The organism is Rouxiella sp. Mn2063, from assembly GCF_049319665.1.
Classification (GTDB): Bacteria; Pseudomonadota; Gammaproteobacteria; order Enterobacterales; family Enterobacteriaceae; genus JBMOUD01.
In genome coordinates, this window is record NZ_JBMOUD010000009.1 from 62,675 (window position 1) to 82,171 (window position 19,497).

Here is a 19,497-nt window from a genome sequence, read left to right on the forward strand (position 1 = left end):
GCGAAGTGTAAAAAAATTATTTCGCCTCGCAAATTAAAACCTCATTTTTTGTGATATTTATCACCAAAAATCGTGTTTAACAACCCTTTTAGCTAGTCATCACTCCAAACTTATTTTATTATTAAAAAAATCTAGACGGCATTGTGCCTTAATCTAAACCTCAATGCTGGTTTACGCTTAGCACTGGACTATACACAAGACAGTATATTCAATTTCCAACAATTTAAGAGGTATGCCATGAGACTTATCCCCCTAAATACTACCGTTGAAGTTGGCAAATGGGCTGCACGTCATATTGTTGAACGTATCAACGCGTTTAAACCAACTAAAGAACGCCCTTTTGTTCTCGGTCTACCTACCGGCGGGACGCCTCTTGAAGCTTACAAACACTTGGTTGCCATGCACAAATCAGGCCAAGTTAGTTTCAAAAATGTGGTAACCTTCAATATGGATGAATATGTTGGTCTGCCGCAGGAACACCCAGAAAGCTACCATACTTTTATGCATCGTAATTTCTTTGACCATGTCGATATTCCGCGTGAAAACATCAACCTACTGAATGGAAACGCGCCGGACATTACAGAAGAGTGTCGTCAATACGAAGAGAAAATTAAGTCTTACGGGAAAATTAACCTGTTTATGGGCGGCGTTGGCAACGATGGCCATATTGCCTTTAACGAACCGGCATCTTCTTTGGCATCACGTACTCGTATCAAAACGTTGACTCAAGAAACCCGTATCGCTAATTCACGTTTCTTTGATAACGATGTTACACAAGTGCCAAAATATGCACTGACCGTCGGTGTCGGCACACTGCTCGATGCAGAAGAAGTAATGATTCTGGTCACAGGCCATGCCAAAGCACAGGCGCTGGCTGCCGCAGTAGAAGGCAATATTAACCATATGTGGACAATTAGCTGTCTGCAATTGCACGCCAAAGCGGTTGTTGTTTGTGATGAACCATCTACCATGGAACTTAAAGTAAAAACTGTTAAGTATTTCCGTGAGTTAGAAACAGAAAATATGAAAAATCTTTAATCTGTAACCTTACACTAGGGGGCCAAGATGTATGCATTGATTCAGGGTCGGATCTTTACCGGCCACGACGTTCTGGATAATCACGCGGTTATTATTGCCGATGGCAAAATTGAGCGCGTTTGTCCTTTAAACGAATTACCGGCAGGGATAGAAACTCGAGATCTTAAAGGCGCCATCCTTGCCCCCGGCTTTATCGATCTTCAGCTCAACGGCTGCGGCGGTGTACAGTTTAACGACTCATTGGAAGCTATCTCTATCGAAACACTGGAGATCATGCAAAAAACCAATGAAAAATACGGTTGTACCAGTTTCTTACCAACGTTAATTACCTGTAGCGATGAATACATGAAGCACGGCGTTAACGTCATGCGCAGCTATTTAGCCAAATATCCTAATCAAGCATTGGGTCTGCATTTAGAAGGGCCTTATCTTAATATATTGAAAAAAGGCACACACAACCCAGCCTTTGTGCGTAAACCAGATGCTGCAATGATTGATTATTTGTGTGCGAATGCTGATGTAATAACGCAACTAACGCTGGCACCAGAAGAGGTTGAGGATAAATTTATCCGCCAATTGTGTGCCGCCGGGATTGTCGTATCAGCAGGCCACTCCAATGCCAGCTACGAGCAAGCCCGCGATGGCTTTGCCGCCGGCGTAAGCTTTGCCACCCACCTTTACAACGCCATGCCAGCTATTACTGGTCGTCAGGCTGGTTTAGTTGGCGCTATTTTTGACACTCCGGATGTTTATACTGGCGTCATTGCCGACGGGCTGCACGTTGCATGGGCGAATATTCGTAACGCTAAAAAACTCAAAGGCGACAAGTTAGTTCTTGTCACTGATGCAACTGCCGCGGCAGGTTCAAATATTGAAGAGTTCATTTTTGCCGGTAAAACAATATACTATCGGGATGGACTCTGTGTAGATGATGCCGGTACGTTGAGTGGTTCAGCATTAACCATGATCGAAGCGGTACAAAACAGCGTTGAACATGTAGGAATACCTCTGGATGAGGCATTGCGTATGGCGACTTTATACGCCGCACGCGCCATCGGCGTTGATAGCACATTAGGTACCATCACCGCTGGTAAAGTCGCTAATCTGACGGCTTTCACCCATGACTATAAGATAACGAAAACTATCGTTAATGGTGACGAAGTTTAATTGAGCGAGTAATTTATTGATGACCACTGGCGGGCAGGCACAAATCGGTAACGTTGACTTAGTTAAGCAGTTAAACGGGGCGGCCGTTTATAGCCTGATTGACCAACAAGGGCCTATATCACGCATTCAAGTTGCAGAACTAAGCCATCTTGCACCTGCCAGTGTCACTAAAATCACCCGTCAATTACTCGAACGAGGCTTAATAAAAGAAGTCGATCAACAAGCCTCGACTGGCGGTAGACGCGCAATCTCGATTATTACCGAAACTCGCCCTTTTCATACCATTGCTGTCCGCCTTGGTCGCCACGATGCGACGATCACGCTCTATGATCTCAGTGCCAAAGCGCTAGCGGAACAACATTATCCCTTGCCACAACGCACCCAAGAAACGCTGGAAAGCGCGTTGATTGCAGCTATTACCGACTTTATCGAACAGAATCAGCGCAAACTGCGTGAACTGATTGCTATCTCTGTAATTTTACCAGGGTTGGTTGACCCAAATAACGGCATCGTGCGTTACATGCCGCATATTAGCGTTGGTAACTGGAAATTAGTCGAGATCCTGCAAACCAAATTCAATGTCACCAGTTTTGTCGGTCACGATATCCGCAGCCTGGCGCTGGCTGAGCACTATTTCGGTGCAACCCGTGATTGTCAGGACTCTATTTTGGTTCGTTTGCACCGCGGGACCGGCGCAGGAATCTTAGTTAACGGCAAAATATTCCTCGGCAGCAACGGTAACGTAGGTGAAATCGGCCATATTCAGGTCGATCCGCTAGGTGAGTTGTGCCACTGCGGAAATTTTGGCTGTTTAGAAACAATCGCCGCTAATGCCGCGATTGAAAATCGTGTGCGCAGCCTGCTCACGCAGGGTTATCCAAGCCGTTTGAGCGTCGATGACTGCTCGATTTCAGCTATTTGTAAAGCCGCCAACCGTGGCGATCAACTCGCCTGTGAAGTTATTGAATACGTTGGCCGGCATTTAGGTAAAAGCATTGCGATTACCATCAACCTGTTTAACCCGCAGAAAGTTGTGATAGCCGGTGAGATTACCGAAGCTGAAAAAATATTATTACCAGCACTGCAGCGCTGTATTAATACTCAGGTCCTCAAAGATTTTCGCCGCAACTTACCTATTGTCACATCAGAACTTAATCATCGTTCAGCAATTGGCGCATTTGCTTTGGTAAAACGCGCTATGTTAAACGGCGTGCTATTGCAGCGACTGATGGAAAACTAAGCGCCTGATGGGCAGCCTTACTATAACGAGTAACCGAACTGATGATGATTAAAAACGTAATCTGCGATATCGATGGTGTGCTATTGCACGATAATACCGCCGTGCCTGGCGCTGATAAATTTTTAGCCCGCATTCAGGAAAAGGGTATGCCACTGGTCATTCTGACCAATTACCCTTCGCAAACCGCACAAGACTTGGCAAATCGCTTTAGCGCAGCGGGTCTTGATGTGCCGGAAAGCGCCTTCTTCACCTCGGCGATGGCAACAGCAGATTTTCTTAAGCGCCAGGAAGGTAAGAAAGCCTATGTCATCGGCGAAGGCGCGTTAATTCATGAACTGTATAAAGCAGGCTTTACCATCACCGATATCAATCCTGACTTTGTTATCGTTGGCGAAACCCGTTCATACAACTGGGAAATGATGCACAAAGCGGCTTATTTTGTGGCTAATGGCGCACGATTTATCGCGACTAACCCAGATAGCCACGCCCGCGGGTTCTCCCCTGCCTGTGGTGCACTTTGCGCACCAATCGAAAAAATCACCGGACGTAAGCCCTTCTTCGTCGGTAAGCCAAGTCCGTGGATCATTCGCTCAGCACTGAACAAAATGCAGGGTCACTCAGAAGAGACGGTAATTGTCGGTGATAACCTGCGTACCGATATTCTGGCCGGTTTTCAGGCGGGTTTGGAAACCATCTTGGTACTATCAGGTGTTTCCAATCTGGATGATGTCGAAGCGATGCCGTTCCGCCCTAGTTATATTTATCCTTCTGTTGCTGACATCGATATTATTTAGACGTTATCTAAGACTCAAGCTGATCTGGCATAGGATTTACGCCAGTTCGGCAGGGGCTTTCGCCGAAAGTCCCTGCACTGTATGTTTATAAGGACGCACCTGCGCTTAGCTTATCGGGTCGCGATGCGACTTCTCATATTATCTACTTCGGCCAGACGGAGCTCCCTACTCGGCCCAACCTAAATCGACCATCCCAGGTCAATTTACTCTGGTCTCATTCGCTCGCTTGGCCAATAAGATGCGCTATTGAAGGTCGCGGGATTTAAGATCAACGGCTAGATCAAAATACTTCATATTATTCCCCCATCCCGCGATGCCCGAGCCTCGTAATCATTAACACAGCCTGGTTGCCGAGCTCAATTATCTCATTTACCACTTCAACAATTTTCTGCGGCTTATTTTGTCTCAATCTTTACCATTATCGCCAAAATTGCATATTTGATAATTTTAATGATAAAAAACTGGTGATTCGTTAAAGATCGGAGTGAGTCAACAGACTATTTTTCTTCTAAAGGCTAAAATGCTTGCATTGAATAGAGGTTATGACGCATTTTCTTTAGCAGAGAGAAAAAGCTGTCGGATAAAAATGATAATCCTTCAAAGCTGACTGCCTATCTCGTCATCACAACAACATTACCGCCTGAGAAAAGTCGTTAGGGAGAGTTATATGTGTTCTATTTTTGGTGTACTTGATATTAAAACCGACGCGGTTGAATTGCGTAAAAAAGCCCTTGAGCTATCACGTCTGATGCGCCACCGTGGCCCAGACTGGTCTGGCATTTTTGCTAATGACAAAGCCATTCTTTGCCACGAACGCTTGTCTATTGTCGGTGTTAATGCAGGTGCACAGCCGCTGTATAACGAAGCACAAACCCATGTTCTGGCGGTAAACGGTGAAATCTATAACCACCAAGCCCTGCGTGAAGAGCTTGGCGATCGTTACACATTCCAAACTGCCTCTGACTGTGAAGTGATCCTCGCGCTTTATCAGGAAAAAGGCATTGAGTTCCTTGATGAACTACAAGGGATGTTTGCCTTCATTCTGTATGACACAGAAAAAGATGCCTACCTGATTGGTCGTGACCATTTAGGGATTATTCCTCTGTATATGGGCCATGATGAACACGGTAACCTGTACGTCGCCTCAGAGATGAAATCATTAGTGCCAGTGTGCCGTACCGTGAAAGAGTTCCCTGCGGGCAGCTACTTGTGGAGCAAAGATGGTGAGATCCGCGAATACTATCATCGCGACTGGTTCGATTTTAAAAACGTCAAAGATAACGTCACCGATGCAGCTGCTCTACGCGACGCATTAGAAGAGTCAGTTAAAAGCCATCTGATGTCTGATGTTCCTTACGGCGTACTGCTGTCTGGCGGCCTGGATTCTTCTGTTATTTCAGCGATTACCAAAAAATATGCCGGTCGCCGTATTGAAGATAAAGATCAAAGCGAAGCTTGGTGGCCGCAGTTGCACTCATTTGCCGTTGGTTTACAAGGATCGCCTGATTTACGTGCTGCTCAGGAAGTTGCTGACCACCTTGGTACTGTGCACCATGAAATTCACTTCACCGTACAAGAAGGTCTCGATGCTATCCGTGACGTGATTTATCACATTGAAACCTACGACGTGACCACGATTCGTGCATCAACACCAATGTATCTGATGTCACGTAAAATCAAAGCGATGGGTATCAAGATGGTGTTGTCTGGCGAAGGTGCCGACGAAGTATTGGGCGGTTACCTGTACTTCCACAAAGCACCAAACGCACAGGAATTCCACGAAGAGACTGTACGTAAGCTGTTAGCTCTGCATATGTTTGACTGTGCTCGTGCTAACAAAGCAATGTCAGCTTGGGGTGTTGAGGCTCGTGTACCTTTCCTGGATAAAAAATTCCTTGATGTAGCAATGCGCCTTAACCCGAAAGACAAAATGTGCGGCAACGGCAAAATGGAAAAACACATTCTGCGTGAATGTTTTGAATCCTACTTGCCGAAAAGCGTGGCGTGGCGCCAAAAAGAGCAATTCTCTGACGGCGTAGGTTACAGCTGGATTGATACATTAAAAGAAGTGGCCGCGGCGCAAATTACCGACCAACAGCTTGAAACTGCGCATTTCCGCTTCCCGTACAATACACCAACTTCTAAAGAAGGTTATTTGTATCGCACCATCTTTGAAGAGCTGTTCCCAGTACCAAGCGCAGCAGAATGTGTACCAGGCGGCCCTTCAGTTGCCTGTTCTTCTGCCAAAGCAATTGAGTGGGATGAGTCCTTTAAAACCATGAACGACCCATCTGGGCGTGCTGTTGGCGTTCACCAAGCAGCTTATTAATCATCAGCGTTATCGACATTGTTTTATGAACTGACAATGTTTTATGAATCAACGGGCCTATCCAGGCCCGTTTTTTTTCGTCCTAACGTGATAAAAACGCCCTATTTTGTTGTTTTTATCATCACAGTGGTTATAAGCCAGTCAAACAAACGTTATCTGCGCTTTTTCCTCAAAAAACTTGTTGACGCAAAACGACGGTATACGCATAATGCGCCCCGCAACGCCGAGAAGGTCGAGCGAAAAAAAAGAGGCTACGTAGCTCAGCTGGTTAGAGCACATCACTCATAATGATGGGGTCACAGGTTCAAATCCCGTCGTAGCCACCATAACTTTTTTTTCTGTTTGCGGGAGTGGCGAAATTGGTAGACGCACTAGATTTAGGTTCTAGCGCCGCAAGGTGTGCGAGTTCAAGTCTCGCCTCCCGCACCATTTAATCTCGGCTTGCACGGATGGGGTATCGCCAAGCGGTAAGGCACTGGTTTTTGATACCAGCATTCCCAGGTTCGAATCCTGGTACCCCAGCCATATTTTTTAAAGTGTTGTGAACAATCTAATTTATTGGGGTATCGCCAAGCGGTAAGGCACTGGTTTTTGATACCAGCATCCCCTGGTTCGAATCCAGGTACCCCAGCCATCTTCGCCTTGGTATAGCAAGCAAATCTACTGACGGTAGATTGAGAGAAACTTGCAATAGCGAACAAAACAAGTAAGAATTTGGCTACGTAGCTCAGCTGGTTAGAGCACATCACTCATAATGATGGGGTCACAGGTTCAAATCCCGTCGTAGCCACCATAATTCAGTACAATTGGGGTGTCGCCAAGCGGTAAGGCTCTGGTTTCTGATACCAGCATACCCAGGTTCGAATCCTGGCACCCCAGCCAAATTTAGAAAGGCTCGCTTCGGCGAGCCTTTTCTATTTACTGTTTTAAATACTTTTTGTTGCTATCAATCCCCTATCTTTCCTACTGACTGACTCATCCCCAAAATGCTATGAGGCATGTAAACAGGCCAGAAGCGTTCCGACCTGTTTACTTAATCTCTTATATACCTAATGCGTACTTCAGCGCCTTTACTTTGAGACCGCCAGCCCGCTGCGCTGCCATGAGCGCCACATTACGCAAGGCCCGTACCGGTGCCAAATCGTTACTGAACGCGGTATAGAAGAGATCCATTCCGCTCTGCATCATCATATTGTCCAGACGGCGACGACGCTGGTAGCGTTGTAGTACTTTTTCGCTCCACCACGTTTCTTGGCGATCGCGTGATTGCGTTAGTACATCTAATAGCGCCTCAATATCTCGATAGCCCAGATTAACGCCCTGCCCAGCCAGCGGATTTATGGTATGTGCAGCATCGCCAACCAAAACCAGCCCCGGCAAGACATAACGTTGAGCATGACGGCGCACTAAGGGGAAAGCTCCCGCGGATAGCGCTTTAATTGCCCCAAGACGCGCAGGGAAAGCCTGAGTCACCTCCTGAGTCAGCTGCTTCATATTAAGTGACTGTAAGTAGCGAATACGCTGTGGACTGTCATACCAAACGAGCGAGGCGTTGTTACCGAATAATGGTAAGAAAGCGCGAGGTCCAGATGGGAAAAACTGTTGCCAGGTGGCATCTTGACCGCCGACCTCAGTTTCAACCGAAATCAACATACAGCTCTGGCGATACTGCCAGCCATCAACACCAATACCAGAAAGCTGGCGAACCAAAGAATTGGCGCCGTCAGCGGCAATAACCAGCCTGGTTTGCAGTTGCTCGCCTGTTGTCAATTGTACTGACCAGCTATCATCGTCCCGCTTCGATAGATGCTGTAAACGTGACGGGCAATAACAATGTATCTTATCTTGCTGCTCAACTTGCTGCCACAACGCTAATTGTAATACGCGGTTTTCAACCATATGCCCAAGTTCGGGCAAGCCAAGCGCCGCCGCATCAAAGATCACTTCCGATCCGGGCTTTTCCCACGTTTCCAATCGGCGATAAGGCGTTGACCGCATTTGCTCAACGCCCTGCCAGGCACCGAGTTGTTTTAATAAACGTACCGAGGCACAACCAATCGCGGAAATACGTAAATCAGCGGCAGACTCGGCATCAAAAACCGCGGGGGCTTCATGCTCGATCATTGCCACATTAAAACCACGTAGCGCTAGACCAAGCGCTGCTGCCGCACCAACCATGCCGCCGCCGACAACGACAGCATCAAAAGCGTTATCTGAAGGGTTCATTTATTTCTTCTTTTTTCATGTCGATTTTAGCGAAGTGTACCGGATTTTTGCGTTCTCTTCAGGTCGCAAGCAATTTCCCGCTGCTAGTCACCGCCGCACTGAACGATTACAATAGCCACACTGAACTGCGTCGCCCAGCTTCCCACGTGTTTATCCCGTTTTGACTGGGCATCGTTAGCCGCTTTTCTAACGAATTGAGCCATAGAAAATAATGACTAAGAAACTGCATATTAAAACCTGGGGCTGTCAGATGAATGAATATGATTCATCAAAAATGGCCGATCTGCTCGATAGCACCCACGGATATAAATTAACTGATAATCCTGAAGAAGCTGATGTACTGCTGCTCAACACCTGCTCTATTCGTGAGAAGGCCCAGGAAAAAGTGTTCAGTCTGCTAGGACACTGGAAGCTGCTAAAACGCAAAAACCCAGATATCATCATCGGCGTAGGTGGCTGTGTTGCCTCTCAGGAAGGCGAATTAATTCGCGAACGTGCTCACTACGTTGATCTGGTGTTTGGCCCGCAAACATTGCATCGCCTGCCCGAAATGATTAATCACGTACGCGGCACTAAAAGCCCTATCGTCGATGTCAGCTTCCCAGAAATTGAGAAATTCGACCGTCTGCCAGAGCCGCGAGCCGATGGCCCGACCGCTTTTGTTTCGATTATGGAAGGCTGTAATAAATACTGTAGCTTCTGCGTCGTCCCTTACACCCGTGGTGAAGAAGTCAGCCGACCGAGCGATGACGTATTATTTGAAATCGCTCAATTAGCAGCGCAAGGCGTACGTGAAGTGAATCTGCTCGGGCAGAACGTGAATGCCTATCGAGGTTCGAATTTCGACGGCAGCATTTGCAGTTTCGCTGAACTGTTACGTCTGGTCGCCACCATTGATGGCATTGACAGAATTCGCTTCACCACCAGCCATCCAATTGAATTTACTGATGATATCATTGACGTTTATCGTGATACGCCAGAGCTGGTCGATTTCTTGCATTTGCCGATTCAAAGTGGCTCAGACCGCGTTCTGACGATGATGAAACGCCCACATACCGCATTAGAGTACAAAGCGATTATCCGCAAACTGCGTGCCGTGCGCCCAAATATCAATATCAGCGGTGATTTTATTGTCGGCTTCCCAGGAGAAACCCAGGAAGATTTCGAATTGACCATGAAGCTGGTTGCTGATGTTAATTACGATGTGAGCTACAGCTTCATCTACTCACCGCGTCCGGGAACACCGGCGGCCGATATGGTCGATGATGTCAGCGACGAAGAGAAAAAACAGCGCCTGTATCTGTTACAAGAGCGTCTTTTACAACAATCAGTACGCTTTAGTCGCGCCATGCTCGGTACCGTACAGCGTGTGCTGGTTGAAGGAACATCGCGCAAAAGTATTATGGAACTAAGCGGACGCACTGAAAATAACCGTGTGGTCAACTTTGAAGGCACACCGGATATGATCGGGAAATTTGTCGATGTCGAAATAACCGATGTTTACACTAATTCTCTGCGCGGCGTTGTCATTCGTACCGAAGAACAAATGGCCTTACGTTTACATGAGTCTCCACAAGCGATCATGGCTCGTACGCGTAAAGAAAATGAAATTGGCGTTGCTATCTACCAGCCATAATTCACCGCAATTTCATTTCTCAGACAGGGCGCTGCGGCGCCCTGTTTCATTACATAGCAGCCAAGCCTCAGCAAAATTTATTTTTGTTCTCATGCCGCTTAAGCTTTAATTTTACGAGATAGGCCGCATATCTTTGCAGAAAGTAGACATCAAATGCGCTGTAGCAGGACGTTTTCGCCAAGCCGATATATGATTATCCTTATGCGGTGTCATCATTTTGTCATGAAATACACGGAAAAATATCAAGCACATCAACAGGTCCAGAGTGGCCCAGAGGAATAGTTTGAACGTTGTAACACAAGAGATTTTGCTGGAGCCCGAAGACAATCAGCGCCTGCTGAGTCTATGTGGGCCGTTTGACGACAATATCAAACAACTGGAGCGCCGGTTAGGCATCGAGATCAACCGTCGTGATAACGCCTTTAAACTGGTAGGCAAAAGCCTGTGCGTGTCTGCCGCAGCCGATATTCTTCGCGATTTATACGTCGATACCGCACCAATGCATGGTGAGACACAGGATATCGACCCAGAAAAAATTCATCTGGCAATCAAAGAGAGCCGGGTATTGGAACAAACGGCAGAGAGTGTGCCTGATTACGGCAAAGCGGTTATTATCAAAACCAAACGTGGCATGATAAAACCCCGCACACCGAATCAAGCTCAGTACATCGCCAATATACTTGACCATGATATTACCTTTGGCATTGGCCCTGCTGGTACAGGTAAAACTTATCTGGCCGTTGCCGCCGCGGTCGATGCATTAGAGCGTCAAGAAGTACGCCGCATTCTGCTAACTCGCCCCGCGGTTGAAGCCGGCGAAAAGCTTGGTTTCCTGCCAGGCGATCTCAGCCAGAAGGTTGACCCTTATCTCCGTCCGTTATATGACGCATTGTTTGAAATGCTCGGTTTCGAGAAGGTAGAAAAGCTGATTGAACGTAACGTCATTGAAGTGGCGCCGCTGGCTTATATGCGCGGTCGCACGCTCAATGATGCTTTTATCATCCTCGATGAGAGTCAAAATACTTCGATTGAGCAGATGAAAATGTTCCTGACACGTATTGGCTTTAACTCGAAGGCAGTCATCACCGGTGATGTCACACAAATTGACTTGCCACGTCACCAAAAGTCCGGCCTACGCCACGCTATTGAAGTGCTCTCCTCTGTTGAGGAGCTGAGCTTTAACTTCTTCCATAGTGAAGATGTGGTGCGTCACCCCGTCGTGGCACGTATCGTCGTGGCCTATGAGGCATGGGAAGAACAAGACCAAAAACGTAAAGATGCTATCGCTGAACAGCGTAAGCAAGAATCACAGCACGCGAATTCACAACATTCGCCAACACAGAGTAATCAATGAGTCAGGTTATCCTAGATTTACAGCTCGCCAGTGAAGAAACCAGCGGGTTACCAACGGAGCAGGACTTCCGTTTGTGGTTAGAAGCCGTACTGCCAAAATTCCAGGAAGAGGCAGAAGTCACCGTACGTATCGTTGACGAGGCCGAAAGCCAAACGCTAAACCATACTTACCGCGGTAAAGATAAATCGACCAATGTTCTCTCGTTCCCCTTTGAAGCACCTCCGGGAATGGAACTGCCACTGCTGGGTGATTTGATTATCTGCCGCCAAGTGGTTGAACGTGAAGCCGTTGAGCAAAAAAAGCCATTACTGGCACATTGGGCGCACATGGTTATTCACGGTAGCTTGCATTTGCTAGGGTATGACCACATTATCGATGAAGAAGCTGAAGAAATGGAGTCGATTGAGACTGAAATAATGCAAGAGCTTGGCTATGCCGACCCTTATATCTTTATTGAAGACTCAAGTGACGACGACCACTGAGATTAGTTGAAACACAACAGATCGCGTTTTTAAAGCAGGGAGGAGAATTATTCCTCCCTATTATCAGCGCTTTCGGTTTATGCTAATCACCGATCCCTTAATAAGAGTAAAAAAAACCAGACCGCCATGAGCGACGACCATCCACAAAATAGCGATACCCCCAGTCCGAAAAAGGGCTTCTTTTCTCTCATTCTCAACCAGTTGTTCCATGGTGAGCCTAAAAACCGTGGTGACTTGGTTGAATTGATCCGTGATTCAGAGCAAAACGACCTAATCGACCCAGATACCCGAGACATGCTGGAAGGCGTGATGGATATTGCCGAGCAGCGCGTTCGCGATATCATGATCCCTCGTTCGCAAATGATTACGCTTAAACGTAATCAGCCGCTGGAAGAGTGCCTCGATGTAATTATTGGCTCTGCTCACTCCCGCTTCCCGGTAATCAGCGAGGACAAGGACCATATTGAAGGCATATTGATGGCAAAAGATCTGCTGCCATTTATGCAATCGCAATCAGAGCCTTTCAGCATTGATAAAGTGTTGAGAACTGCGGTGGTAGTCCCAGAGAGCAAGCGTGTTGACCGTATGCTCAAAGAATTCCGCTCACAACGCTATCATATGGCGATTGTCGTCGATGAATTCGGTGGCGTTTCTGGTCTGGTCACCATCGAAGACATACTGGAGCTAATCGTTGGCGAAATTGAAGACGAGTACGATGATGAAGAAGATCTCGATATCCGTCAGTTAAGCCGCCATGCTTACACCGTTCGCGCGTTGGCCCCAATCGAAGATTTTAATAAAACCTTCCAAACCAACTTTAGCGATGATGAAGTCGATACGATCGGCGGATTGGTGATGCAGTCCTTTGGTCATTTGCCTGCACGTGGTGAAAGTATCGAAATAGACGGTTACCTATTCAAAGTTGCGATGGCAGACAGCCGCCGTATTATCCAGGTTCATGTCAAAATACCTGACAACGCGCCGCAACCGACACTGGAAGAATAAATTTTTCATGGCCCTAGCCTCACTCTATTCCCGCCAGCGGGTTCGTGCTCTTCTGGCGCTGCTATTTGGTGCCTGCGGCACCTTATCATTTTCCCCTTATGACTTTTGGCCAGCCGCCATTGTTTCATTGTTTGGTTTGTTGGCTGTCACACTCGATCGTCGTCCAGGGCAATCCGCCCTGCTCGGTTTCGTATGGGGAATGGGATTATTTGGCAGCGGCGTAAACTGGGTCTATGTCAGTATTGCGACCTTTGGCGGTATGCCAACAGCCGTTAACATCTTCCTCGTCGTGCTGCTGGCCGCTTACCTGTCGCTTTACACCATGCTATTCGCTGGATTACTCAGCAAACTGTGGCCAAAAACCACATGGTGGCGACTCGCGTTGGCTGCGCCAGCATTATGGCAAGTGACCGAGTTTCTGCGTGGCTGGGTGCTCACTGGCTTCCCATGGTTACAATTTGGTTATAGCCAGATTAACGGCCCGTTGAAAGGCTTGGCACCCTTGGTCGGTGTCGACAGTATTACCTTTATCTTAATGTCACTCAGTGGCCTGCTCGTCTATGCATTGCATCAACGTCGCAAAACTCCTGCGGTTGTTGCTTTGGCGATGTTGCTGCTGCCTTGGCCCCTGCGCCAGATTCAATGGTTTACGCCATTGCCGGATAAAACGGTCAATATCGCGATGGTTCAGGGCAATATCCCACAGTCAATGAAGTGGGATCCTAAAGCGCTGATCAGCACATTGCAGGCTTATTTGGATGAAACCCGGCCATACATGGGCAAGGCTGATATCGTAATATGGCCTGAATCAGCGATTCCAGATATCGAATCCGACCAACAGGGTTTTCTTACCATGATGGATGACCTGATGCGCTCGCATAATTCGCATTTGGTTACCGGCATTGTTGATTTCCAGCGTGATGAGCAAGGTTCACATACCTACAACAGTGTGATCGTGCTCGGTGAAAAACAGCCTTATCGCTATCGCGATACTGACCGTTATGACAAACATCACCTGGTACCTTTCGGCGAATTTGTTCCTTTGGCTGACCTACTTAGACCACTGGCACCATTCTTCGACTTGCCAATGTCCTCTTTCAGCCGTGGAAACTATATCCAGCCGCAGCTAAAAGTTGGCAATATCAATCTGACGACCGCTATTTGCTATGAAATTGTGCTCGGTGAGCAAGTTCGCGAGAACTTCCATCCGAATACTGATTTCCTACTTACTGTTTCGAATGACGCTTGGTTTGGTCACTCGATTGGTCCGTGGCAGCATTTCCAGATGGCACGCATGCGCGCGTTAGAACTCGGCAGACCATTGCTGCGTAGCACTAATAATGGTGTTACCGCTGCCGTTGATGCCGATGGCAATATCATCGCCGAGATCCCGCAATTTACCCGCCAGGTACTCGATGTAAAAGTGACGCCGACACAAGGTATTACGCCTTATGCTCGTTTGGGTGAATGGCCAGTATGGATAGCCAGCCTTGTACTTGCCGTTGCTGCGTTCTTATTGAACCGGCGTAAACGTCAATAAGATGTAATTAAAACACCCAGTTAAAACATCTACTTAAGGGCGCCCCGGCGCCTTTTCCTTTTGCAGTACCCCCACGTTTTTCTGCACCAATATGCATCACTCCTGTCACACTGTAATTGTCGAATAAAACCGATTATTTGCTATTTAGCCTCTAAAGCGCCCTTCTGGCACACATATTGCAACATCTCATTGAAAAGTATCTTATTTATATATCTTTAATGACCCAATGTATCATTTTGGAACATTATGATTAATTTATAGTCACCAAAATAGTGCAACCTAGTTATCATGCATTTATTTGGTGCGGCATTAGTCTCAAAAAAGAAATATAAATAATACATTCCAGTTGCACTCAGTTATCTTTTTGTAAGAGTGTGATAACAATTTTCACAAGATGTCTGAAACGATCCTCTTTGCAACAATTAACTTAATGACTGTTGCTACGTATCAGCATCGAAAAATACAACCTAATAGCAAATAAACAGCAAAGGAGTTAGACCATGCAAATGCGCAAATTGGCGTTATCGGTACTGCTGGCCAGCGTGGCAGTAAGTAGCCTAGCCCATGCGGAAGACCTGAGCGGTACTCTGAAAAAGATCAAAGACAATGGCGTTATCGTCGTCGGTCACCGCGAGTCTTCCGTACCTTTTTCTTATTACAATAATGAGCAAAAACCGGTTGGCTATTCTCAAGACTTCTCTAATGCCATTGTTGCTGCCGTTAAGAAAAAGTTAGATGCGCCAAATCTGCAGGTAAAACTTCTGCCTGTAACCTCACAAAACCGTATCCCTCTGTTGCAAAACGGCACTTACGATTTTGAGTGCGGCTCTACCACCAACAACCTTGAGCGCCAAAAACAAGCCGCGTTCTCAGATACCATCTTTGTCATCGGTACCCGTTTACTGGTGAAAAAAGGGTCTGACATTAAAGACTTTGACGATTTGAAAGGTAAAACCGTCGTTGTCACTTCAGGTACTACCTCTGAAATTCTGCTGAACAAGATGAATGATGAGAAAAAAATGAACATGCGCATTATCAGTGCTAAGGATCACAGCGACTCCTTCCGTACTCTTGAAACAGGCCGCGCTGTTGCCTTCATGATGGATGATGCATTGTTGGCTGGCGAACGTGCTAAAGCTAAACAACCTGATGACTGGGTTATTGTAGGCACACCACAGTCTAAAGAAGCTTACGGTTGTATGATGCGCAATGACGATCCTCAGTTCAAAAAACTGGTGGACGAAACTATTGCAAATATCGAAACCTCTGGCGAAGCTGCGAAATGGTTTGATACCTGGTTCAAACAACCTATTCCACCGAAAAACCTTAACCTGAACTTCGAATTGTCTGACGATATGAAAGCATTGTTTACCGCACCGAACGACAAAGCTCTGTAGTTTGTAATAGCTCTGTCTGTAGTTTGCAATGGCTTTGTATAGTGAGAACTGGCTCGAAAATGTTCGCACTATTGCACCAAAAATCAGAATAAGGACAGGTCAGTCTGTCTGGTGATGATGGTCTAGCATACCCAACGAATTTCAGGATGCAGGTAATCAAACCTCCTGCAATTTGAAGTACTGAGGGTAAATACGGGGGAGAAAATTCACTTCCCCGTATTATTTTAGCGACACCCACCTTCTCACTACAGGTAACGTCATCATCTATAGGGTAATTTATTGCCCAGTAAACGGAGTTGGTTATGTCAATAGATTGGAACTGGGGCATCTTCTTACAACAAGCCCCGTTTGGAAATACCACTTATTTAGGGTGGATTTGGTCTGGTTTTCAAGTCACCGTGGGTCTATCTCTCTGCGCTTGGGTAATCGCCTTCTTTGTCGGATCGCTATTTGGCATATTACGCACCGTGCCGAATCGCTTTCTTTCCGCTCTCGGAACCTGTTACGTCGAGTTATTCCGTAATGTTCCGCTGATCGTGCAATTCTTCATCTGGTATCTGGTCGTCCCTGAGCTATTGCCTGAAAAAATCGGCATGTGGTTTAAAGCCGACCTGAATCCAAATGTACAGTTTTTCTTGTCATCCATGGTTTGCTTAGGCCTGTTTACCGCTGCTCGCGTATGTGAACAAGTACGTGCTGCTATTCAATCATTACCGCGTGGGCAACGTGCTGCGGGGTTGGCTGTTGGGCTAACCTTGCCACAAACTTATCGTTATGTTCTGTTGCCTAACGCCTTTCGCGTGATTGTTCCCCCAATCACTTCCGAAATGCTGAACCTGGTAAAAAACTCGGCGATTGCATCCACTATCGGTTTGGTCGACATGGCCGCACAGGCCGGCAAGTTGTTAGATTACTCGGCCCATGCCTATGAATCTTTTGCGGCAATTACCTTAGCGTATGTGCTGATAAACGGTGTGATTATGCTGATCATGCAGCAGGTTGAGCGTAAAATCCGCCTGCCAGGCAATATGGGGAGTAAATAATTAATGTATCAATTTGACTGGAGTTCCATTGGCCCCAGCCTGCCCTTTTTGCTGGACGGAATGCTAATCACCCTTAAAATTACGCTGATTGCTATCGTCTTCGGCATTTTGTGGGGAACCATATTGGCGGTCATGCGCCTATCCTCATTCAAGCCGATTAGCTGGTTTGCCAAGATTTACGTCAACCTGTTCCGTGCCGTTCCTTTAGTCATGGTATTGCTCTGGTTCTATCTTGTTGTACCAGGCTTTTTGCAGAAGGTATTGGGCGTATCACCAAAAACTGATATCCGTTTATTGTCGGCAATGGTGGCCTTCGCTATGTTTGAAGCGGCCTACTATTCAGAGATTATCCGCGCCGGTATCCAAAGTATCGCTCGTGGGCAATCCTCTGCTGCACTCGCGCTAGGTATGACGCACTGGCAATCAATGAAATTGATTATTTTGCCGCAAGCGTTCCGCGCCATGGTTCCCTTACTGCTGACGCAAGCAATCGTATTATTCCAGGATACGTCGCTGGTTTACGTGTTAAGTCTGGCGGACTTCTTCCGCACGGCAACCAACATCGGCGAACGTGACGGTACTCAGGTAGAAATGATCCTGTTTGCCGGTTTTGTTTATTTTGTCATCAGCCTTTCAGCCTCCTTGCTGGTGAGTTATTTGAAGAAAAGGACCGTTTCATGATTTCACTGAAAAATGTCTCTAAATGGTATGGTCACTTCCAGGTGCTGACCGATTGCAGCACTGAAGTTAAGAAAGGTGAAGTTGTGGTGGTGTGCGGGCCTTCCGGCTCAGGCAAATCAACACTGATCAAAACCGTCAATGGCTTAGAGCCCATTCAGAAAGGCGGAATTGAAGTTAACGGTATTGCAGTCAATGATAAGAAGACCAATCTGGCGCAACTGCGTTCCAAAGTCGGGATGGTATTCCAACACTTTGAACTGTTCCCACACCTGTCGATCGTCGACAACCTGACGCTGGCACAGGTTAAGGTTCTTAAACGCGATAAAGCAGCCGCTAAAGAGAAAGGGTTGAAACTGCTGGAGCGCGTTGGCTTAGCCGCTCACGCCAACAAGTTCCCAGGACAGCTTTCCGGTGGCCAACAACAGCGTGTAGCGATTGCCCGTGCGCTGTGCATGGACCCTATCGCCATGTTGTTTGATGAGCCAACTTCAGCGTTGGACCCAGAAATGATTAACGAAGTACTAGACGTCATGGTTGAACTGGCTAACGAAGGCATGACCATGATGGTGGTAACTCATGAAATGGGCTTCGCACGTAAAGTCGCTAACCGAGTCATCTTTATGGATGAAGGAAAAATTGTTGAGGATCGTAATAAAGACGATTTCTTCAACAACCCTGAATCAGAGCGTGCTCGCGACTTCCTGGCCAAAATCCTGCATTAATCTTACGTCGATTAATCGTGATGGTCTGAAAAACTAGAGCGTCTAAAAAACCAGAGCGCCTGAATAACATCTTCAGGCGCTATTTTTACAGATTAATGACTCGTTATTATGGCTCAAACGCCTGTCGTGAAAACGCATCGTTACCGCATTCAGGGCACTTAGTCAGGACTTCTGGCGTATAAATAGCCAGTTGAAAATGACATTTTTCACACACCATATTGCCTAACCCAACCACTTCACCGCTATGATAAACACCGTGATGGCTGACATCCTTGAGCACCTCTTTCCATTCCAATTGGGTTTTATCTGTAATATCTGCCAACTGCTGCCACAGGCTTTCTTTGATAACCCGTAAAAATATGCTGTCCGACCCATCGTCCTGATGTGGTGTTGCAGGTTTTACTGATGCAGCTGGAGCTTCATCCGTTTGCACCTGATGCCGGGGTTTAGCATGGCTAAGATCATATATACGTGCAAACTCACGAAGATCCCGGCGGGCGGCATGAGTCAACTGAGCAATTTCACTCTGCGTCAGTTGGTTTTCTTCTTGTAGGTGACTTTTAGCCTCATGGACTAACACATCAATATCACGTTCACCGCCGCGCAAGCGTTCAGTTAATGACGCCATCAGCTTGCGATAATTCTCAGTTTTCACACTCATCATTTTCCCTCAATCAATATGGGCTTCCAAACCACGGGGTTGATGTTCGACGCACACTCCTCACCTTTAGCGTAGACCTAAAATGGCAGCATGTTTTGGACAATACCGTTATCTGCCAGTCAGAATAGGAAGATCCCTCAAAATAAAAGAGTAAATGACCGTTAACCCGTCGCTTGGTGTTG

16 protein-coding genes and 6 tRNA genes are annotated in these 19,497 nt (G+C 46.8%); 20 read left to right on the forward strand and 2 right to left on the reverse strand.

Going from position 1 to position 19,497, the window contains the following annotated elements; all coding sequences use genetic code 11:
* Window positions 1-237 precede the first annotated feature (237 nt).
* From nagB to ACL9RG_RS14355, 11 genes are all read left to right on the forward strand, one after another.
* Window positions 238-1,038 carry a glucosamine-6-phosphate deaminase gene (gene nagB / locus ACL9RG_RS14305; protein WP_422793294.1) on the forward strand — a complete coding sequence of 267 codons (801 nt, stop codon included), beginning with the start codon at window positions 238-240 and terminating at the stop codon, window positions 1,036-1,038.
* 27 nt (window positions 1,039-1,065) lie between these two features.
* Window positions 1,066-2,205 (forward strand): N-acetylglucosamine-6-phosphate deacetylase, encoded by a 1,140-nt coding sequence (gene nagA, locus ACL9RG_RS14310; protein WP_422793295.1) that lies wholly within the window; start codon window positions 1,066-1,068, stop codon window positions 2,203-2,205.
* A gap of 19 nt (window positions 2,206-2,224) precedes the next feature.
* Window positions 2,225-3,445, forward strand: coding sequence for a DNA-binding transcriptional regulator NagC (gene nagC, locus ACL9RG_RS14315; protein ID WP_422793296.1), 1,221 nt, complete (start codon window positions 2,225-2,227; stop codon window positions 3,443-3,445).
* A gap of 41 nt (window positions 3,446-3,486) precedes the next feature.
* A complete protein-coding gene (locus ACL9RG_RS14320; RefSeq protein ID WP_422793297.1) occupies window positions 3,487-4,239 on the forward strand; it encodes an HAD-IIA family hydrolase in 753 nt (250 codons plus the stop codon).
* Between the two features lie 667 nt (window positions 4,240-4,906).
* A complete protein-coding gene (gene asnB / locus ACL9RG_RS14325) occupies window positions 4,907-6,568 on the forward strand; it encodes an asparagine synthase B (protein WP_422793298.1) in 1,662 nt (553 codons plus the stop codon).
* A 249-nt stretch (window positions 6,569-6,817) separates the two neighbouring features.
* Window positions 6,818-6,894 (forward strand) — tRNA-Met (locus ACL9RG_RS14330).
* Between the two features lie 18 nt (window positions 6,895-6,912).
* A tRNA-Leu gene (locus tag ACL9RG_RS14335) sits at window positions 6,913-6,997 on the forward strand.
* Between the two features lie 21 nt (window positions 6,998-7,018).
* A tRNA-Gln gene (locus ACL9RG_RS14340) sits at window positions 7,019-7,093 on the forward strand.
* A gap of 34 nt (window positions 7,094-7,127) precedes the next feature.
* Window positions 7,128-7,202 (forward strand) — tRNA-Gln (locus ACL9RG_RS14345).
* A gap of 82 nt (window positions 7,203-7,284) precedes the next feature.
* Window positions 7,285-7,361: transfer RNA gene (locus ACL9RG_RS14350), tRNA-Met, on the forward strand.
* A gap of 14 nt (window positions 7,362-7,375) precedes the next feature.
* Window positions 7,376-7,450: transfer RNA gene (locus ACL9RG_RS14355), tRNA-Gln, on the forward strand.
* A 159-nt stretch (window positions 7,451-7,609) separates the two neighbouring features.
* Here the strand turns inward: ACL9RG_RS14355 and ubiF are convergent.
* On the reverse strand, window positions 7,610-8,794 hold the full coding sequence (gene ubiF, locus ACL9RG_RS14360; RefSeq protein WP_422793299.1) for a 3-demethoxyubiquinol 3-hydroxylase: 1,185 nt from the start codon (window positions 8,792-8,794) through the stop codon (window positions 7,610-7,612).
* A 211-nt stretch (window positions 8,795-9,005) separates the two neighbouring features.
* Between ubiF and miaB the strand changes: the two genes are divergently transcribed.
* From miaB to ACL9RG_RS14405, 9 genes are all read left to right on the forward strand, one after another.
* Window positions 9,006-10,430: a tRNA (N6-isopentenyl adenosine(37)-C2)-methylthiotransferase MiaB gene (miaB, locus tag ACL9RG_RS14365; RefSeq protein ID WP_422793300.1), complete on the forward strand. Its 1,425-nt coding sequence runs from the start codon at window positions 9,006-9,008 to the stop codon at window positions 10,428-10,430.
* A 265-nt stretch (window positions 10,431-10,695) separates the two neighbouring features.
* Entirely contained in the window at window positions 10,696-11,784 is a 1,089-nt protein-coding gene (locus tag ACL9RG_RS14370) for a PhoH family protein (RefSeq protein WP_422793301.1), read from the forward strand.
* Window positions 11,781-12,266, forward strand: coding sequence for an rRNA maturation RNase YbeY (gene ybeY, locus ACL9RG_RS14375; RefSeq protein WP_422793302.1), 486 nt, complete (start codon window positions 11,781-11,783; stop codon window positions 12,264-12,266). Before ACL9RG_RS14370 ends, ybeY begins: the two co-directional genes overlap by 4 nt.
* Before the next feature lie 126 nt (window positions 12,267-12,392).
* Window positions 12,393-13,271, forward strand: a complete 879-nt coding sequence (gene corC, locus ACL9RG_RS14380; RefSeq protein ID WP_422793303.1) for a CNNM family magnesium/cobalt transport protein CorC — start codon at window positions 12,393-12,395, stop codon at window positions 13,269-13,271.
* 7 nt (window positions 13,272-13,278) lie between these two features.
* Entirely contained in the window at window positions 13,279-14,811 is a 1,533-nt protein-coding gene (gene lnt / locus ACL9RG_RS14385) for an apolipoprotein N-acyltransferase (protein ID WP_422793304.1), read from the forward strand.
* A 500-nt stretch (window positions 14,812-15,311) separates the two neighbouring features.
* Entirely contained in the window at window positions 15,312-16,208 is an 897-nt protein-coding gene (locus ACL9RG_RS14390) for an amino acid ABC transporter substrate-binding protein (protein WP_422793305.1), read from the forward strand.
* A 302-nt stretch (window positions 16,209-16,510) separates the two neighbouring features.
* Window positions 16,511-17,251, forward strand: coding sequence for an amino acid ABC transporter permease (locus ACL9RG_RS14395; RefSeq protein WP_422793306.1), 741 nt, complete (start codon window positions 16,511-16,513; stop codon window positions 17,249-17,251).
* 3 nt (window positions 17,252-17,254) lie between these two features.
* The gene (gene gltK / locus ACL9RG_RS14400) at window positions 17,255-17,932 is read left to right on the forward strand and encodes a glutamate/aspartate ABC transporter permease GltK (protein WP_422793307.1); all 678 of its coding nucleotides are present in this window, start codon (window positions 17,255-17,257) and stop codon (window positions 17,930-17,932) included.
* Entirely contained in the window at window positions 17,929-18,654 is a 726-nt protein-coding gene (locus ACL9RG_RS14405) for an amino acid ABC transporter ATP-binding protein (protein ID WP_422793308.1), read from the forward strand. The genes gltK and ACL9RG_RS14405 overlap by 4 nt, the downstream gene beginning before the upstream one ends.
* A 106-nt stretch (window positions 18,655-18,760) precedes the next feature.
* Here ACL9RG_RS14405 and ACL9RG_RS14410 read toward each other — a convergent pair whose 3' ends face one another.
* A complete protein-coding gene (locus ACL9RG_RS14410) occupies window positions 18,761-19,315 on the reverse strand; it encodes a zinc ribbon-containing protein (protein WP_422793422.1) in 555 nt (184 codons plus the stop codon).
* Between the last annotated feature and the right edge of the window lie 182 nt (window positions 19,316-19,497).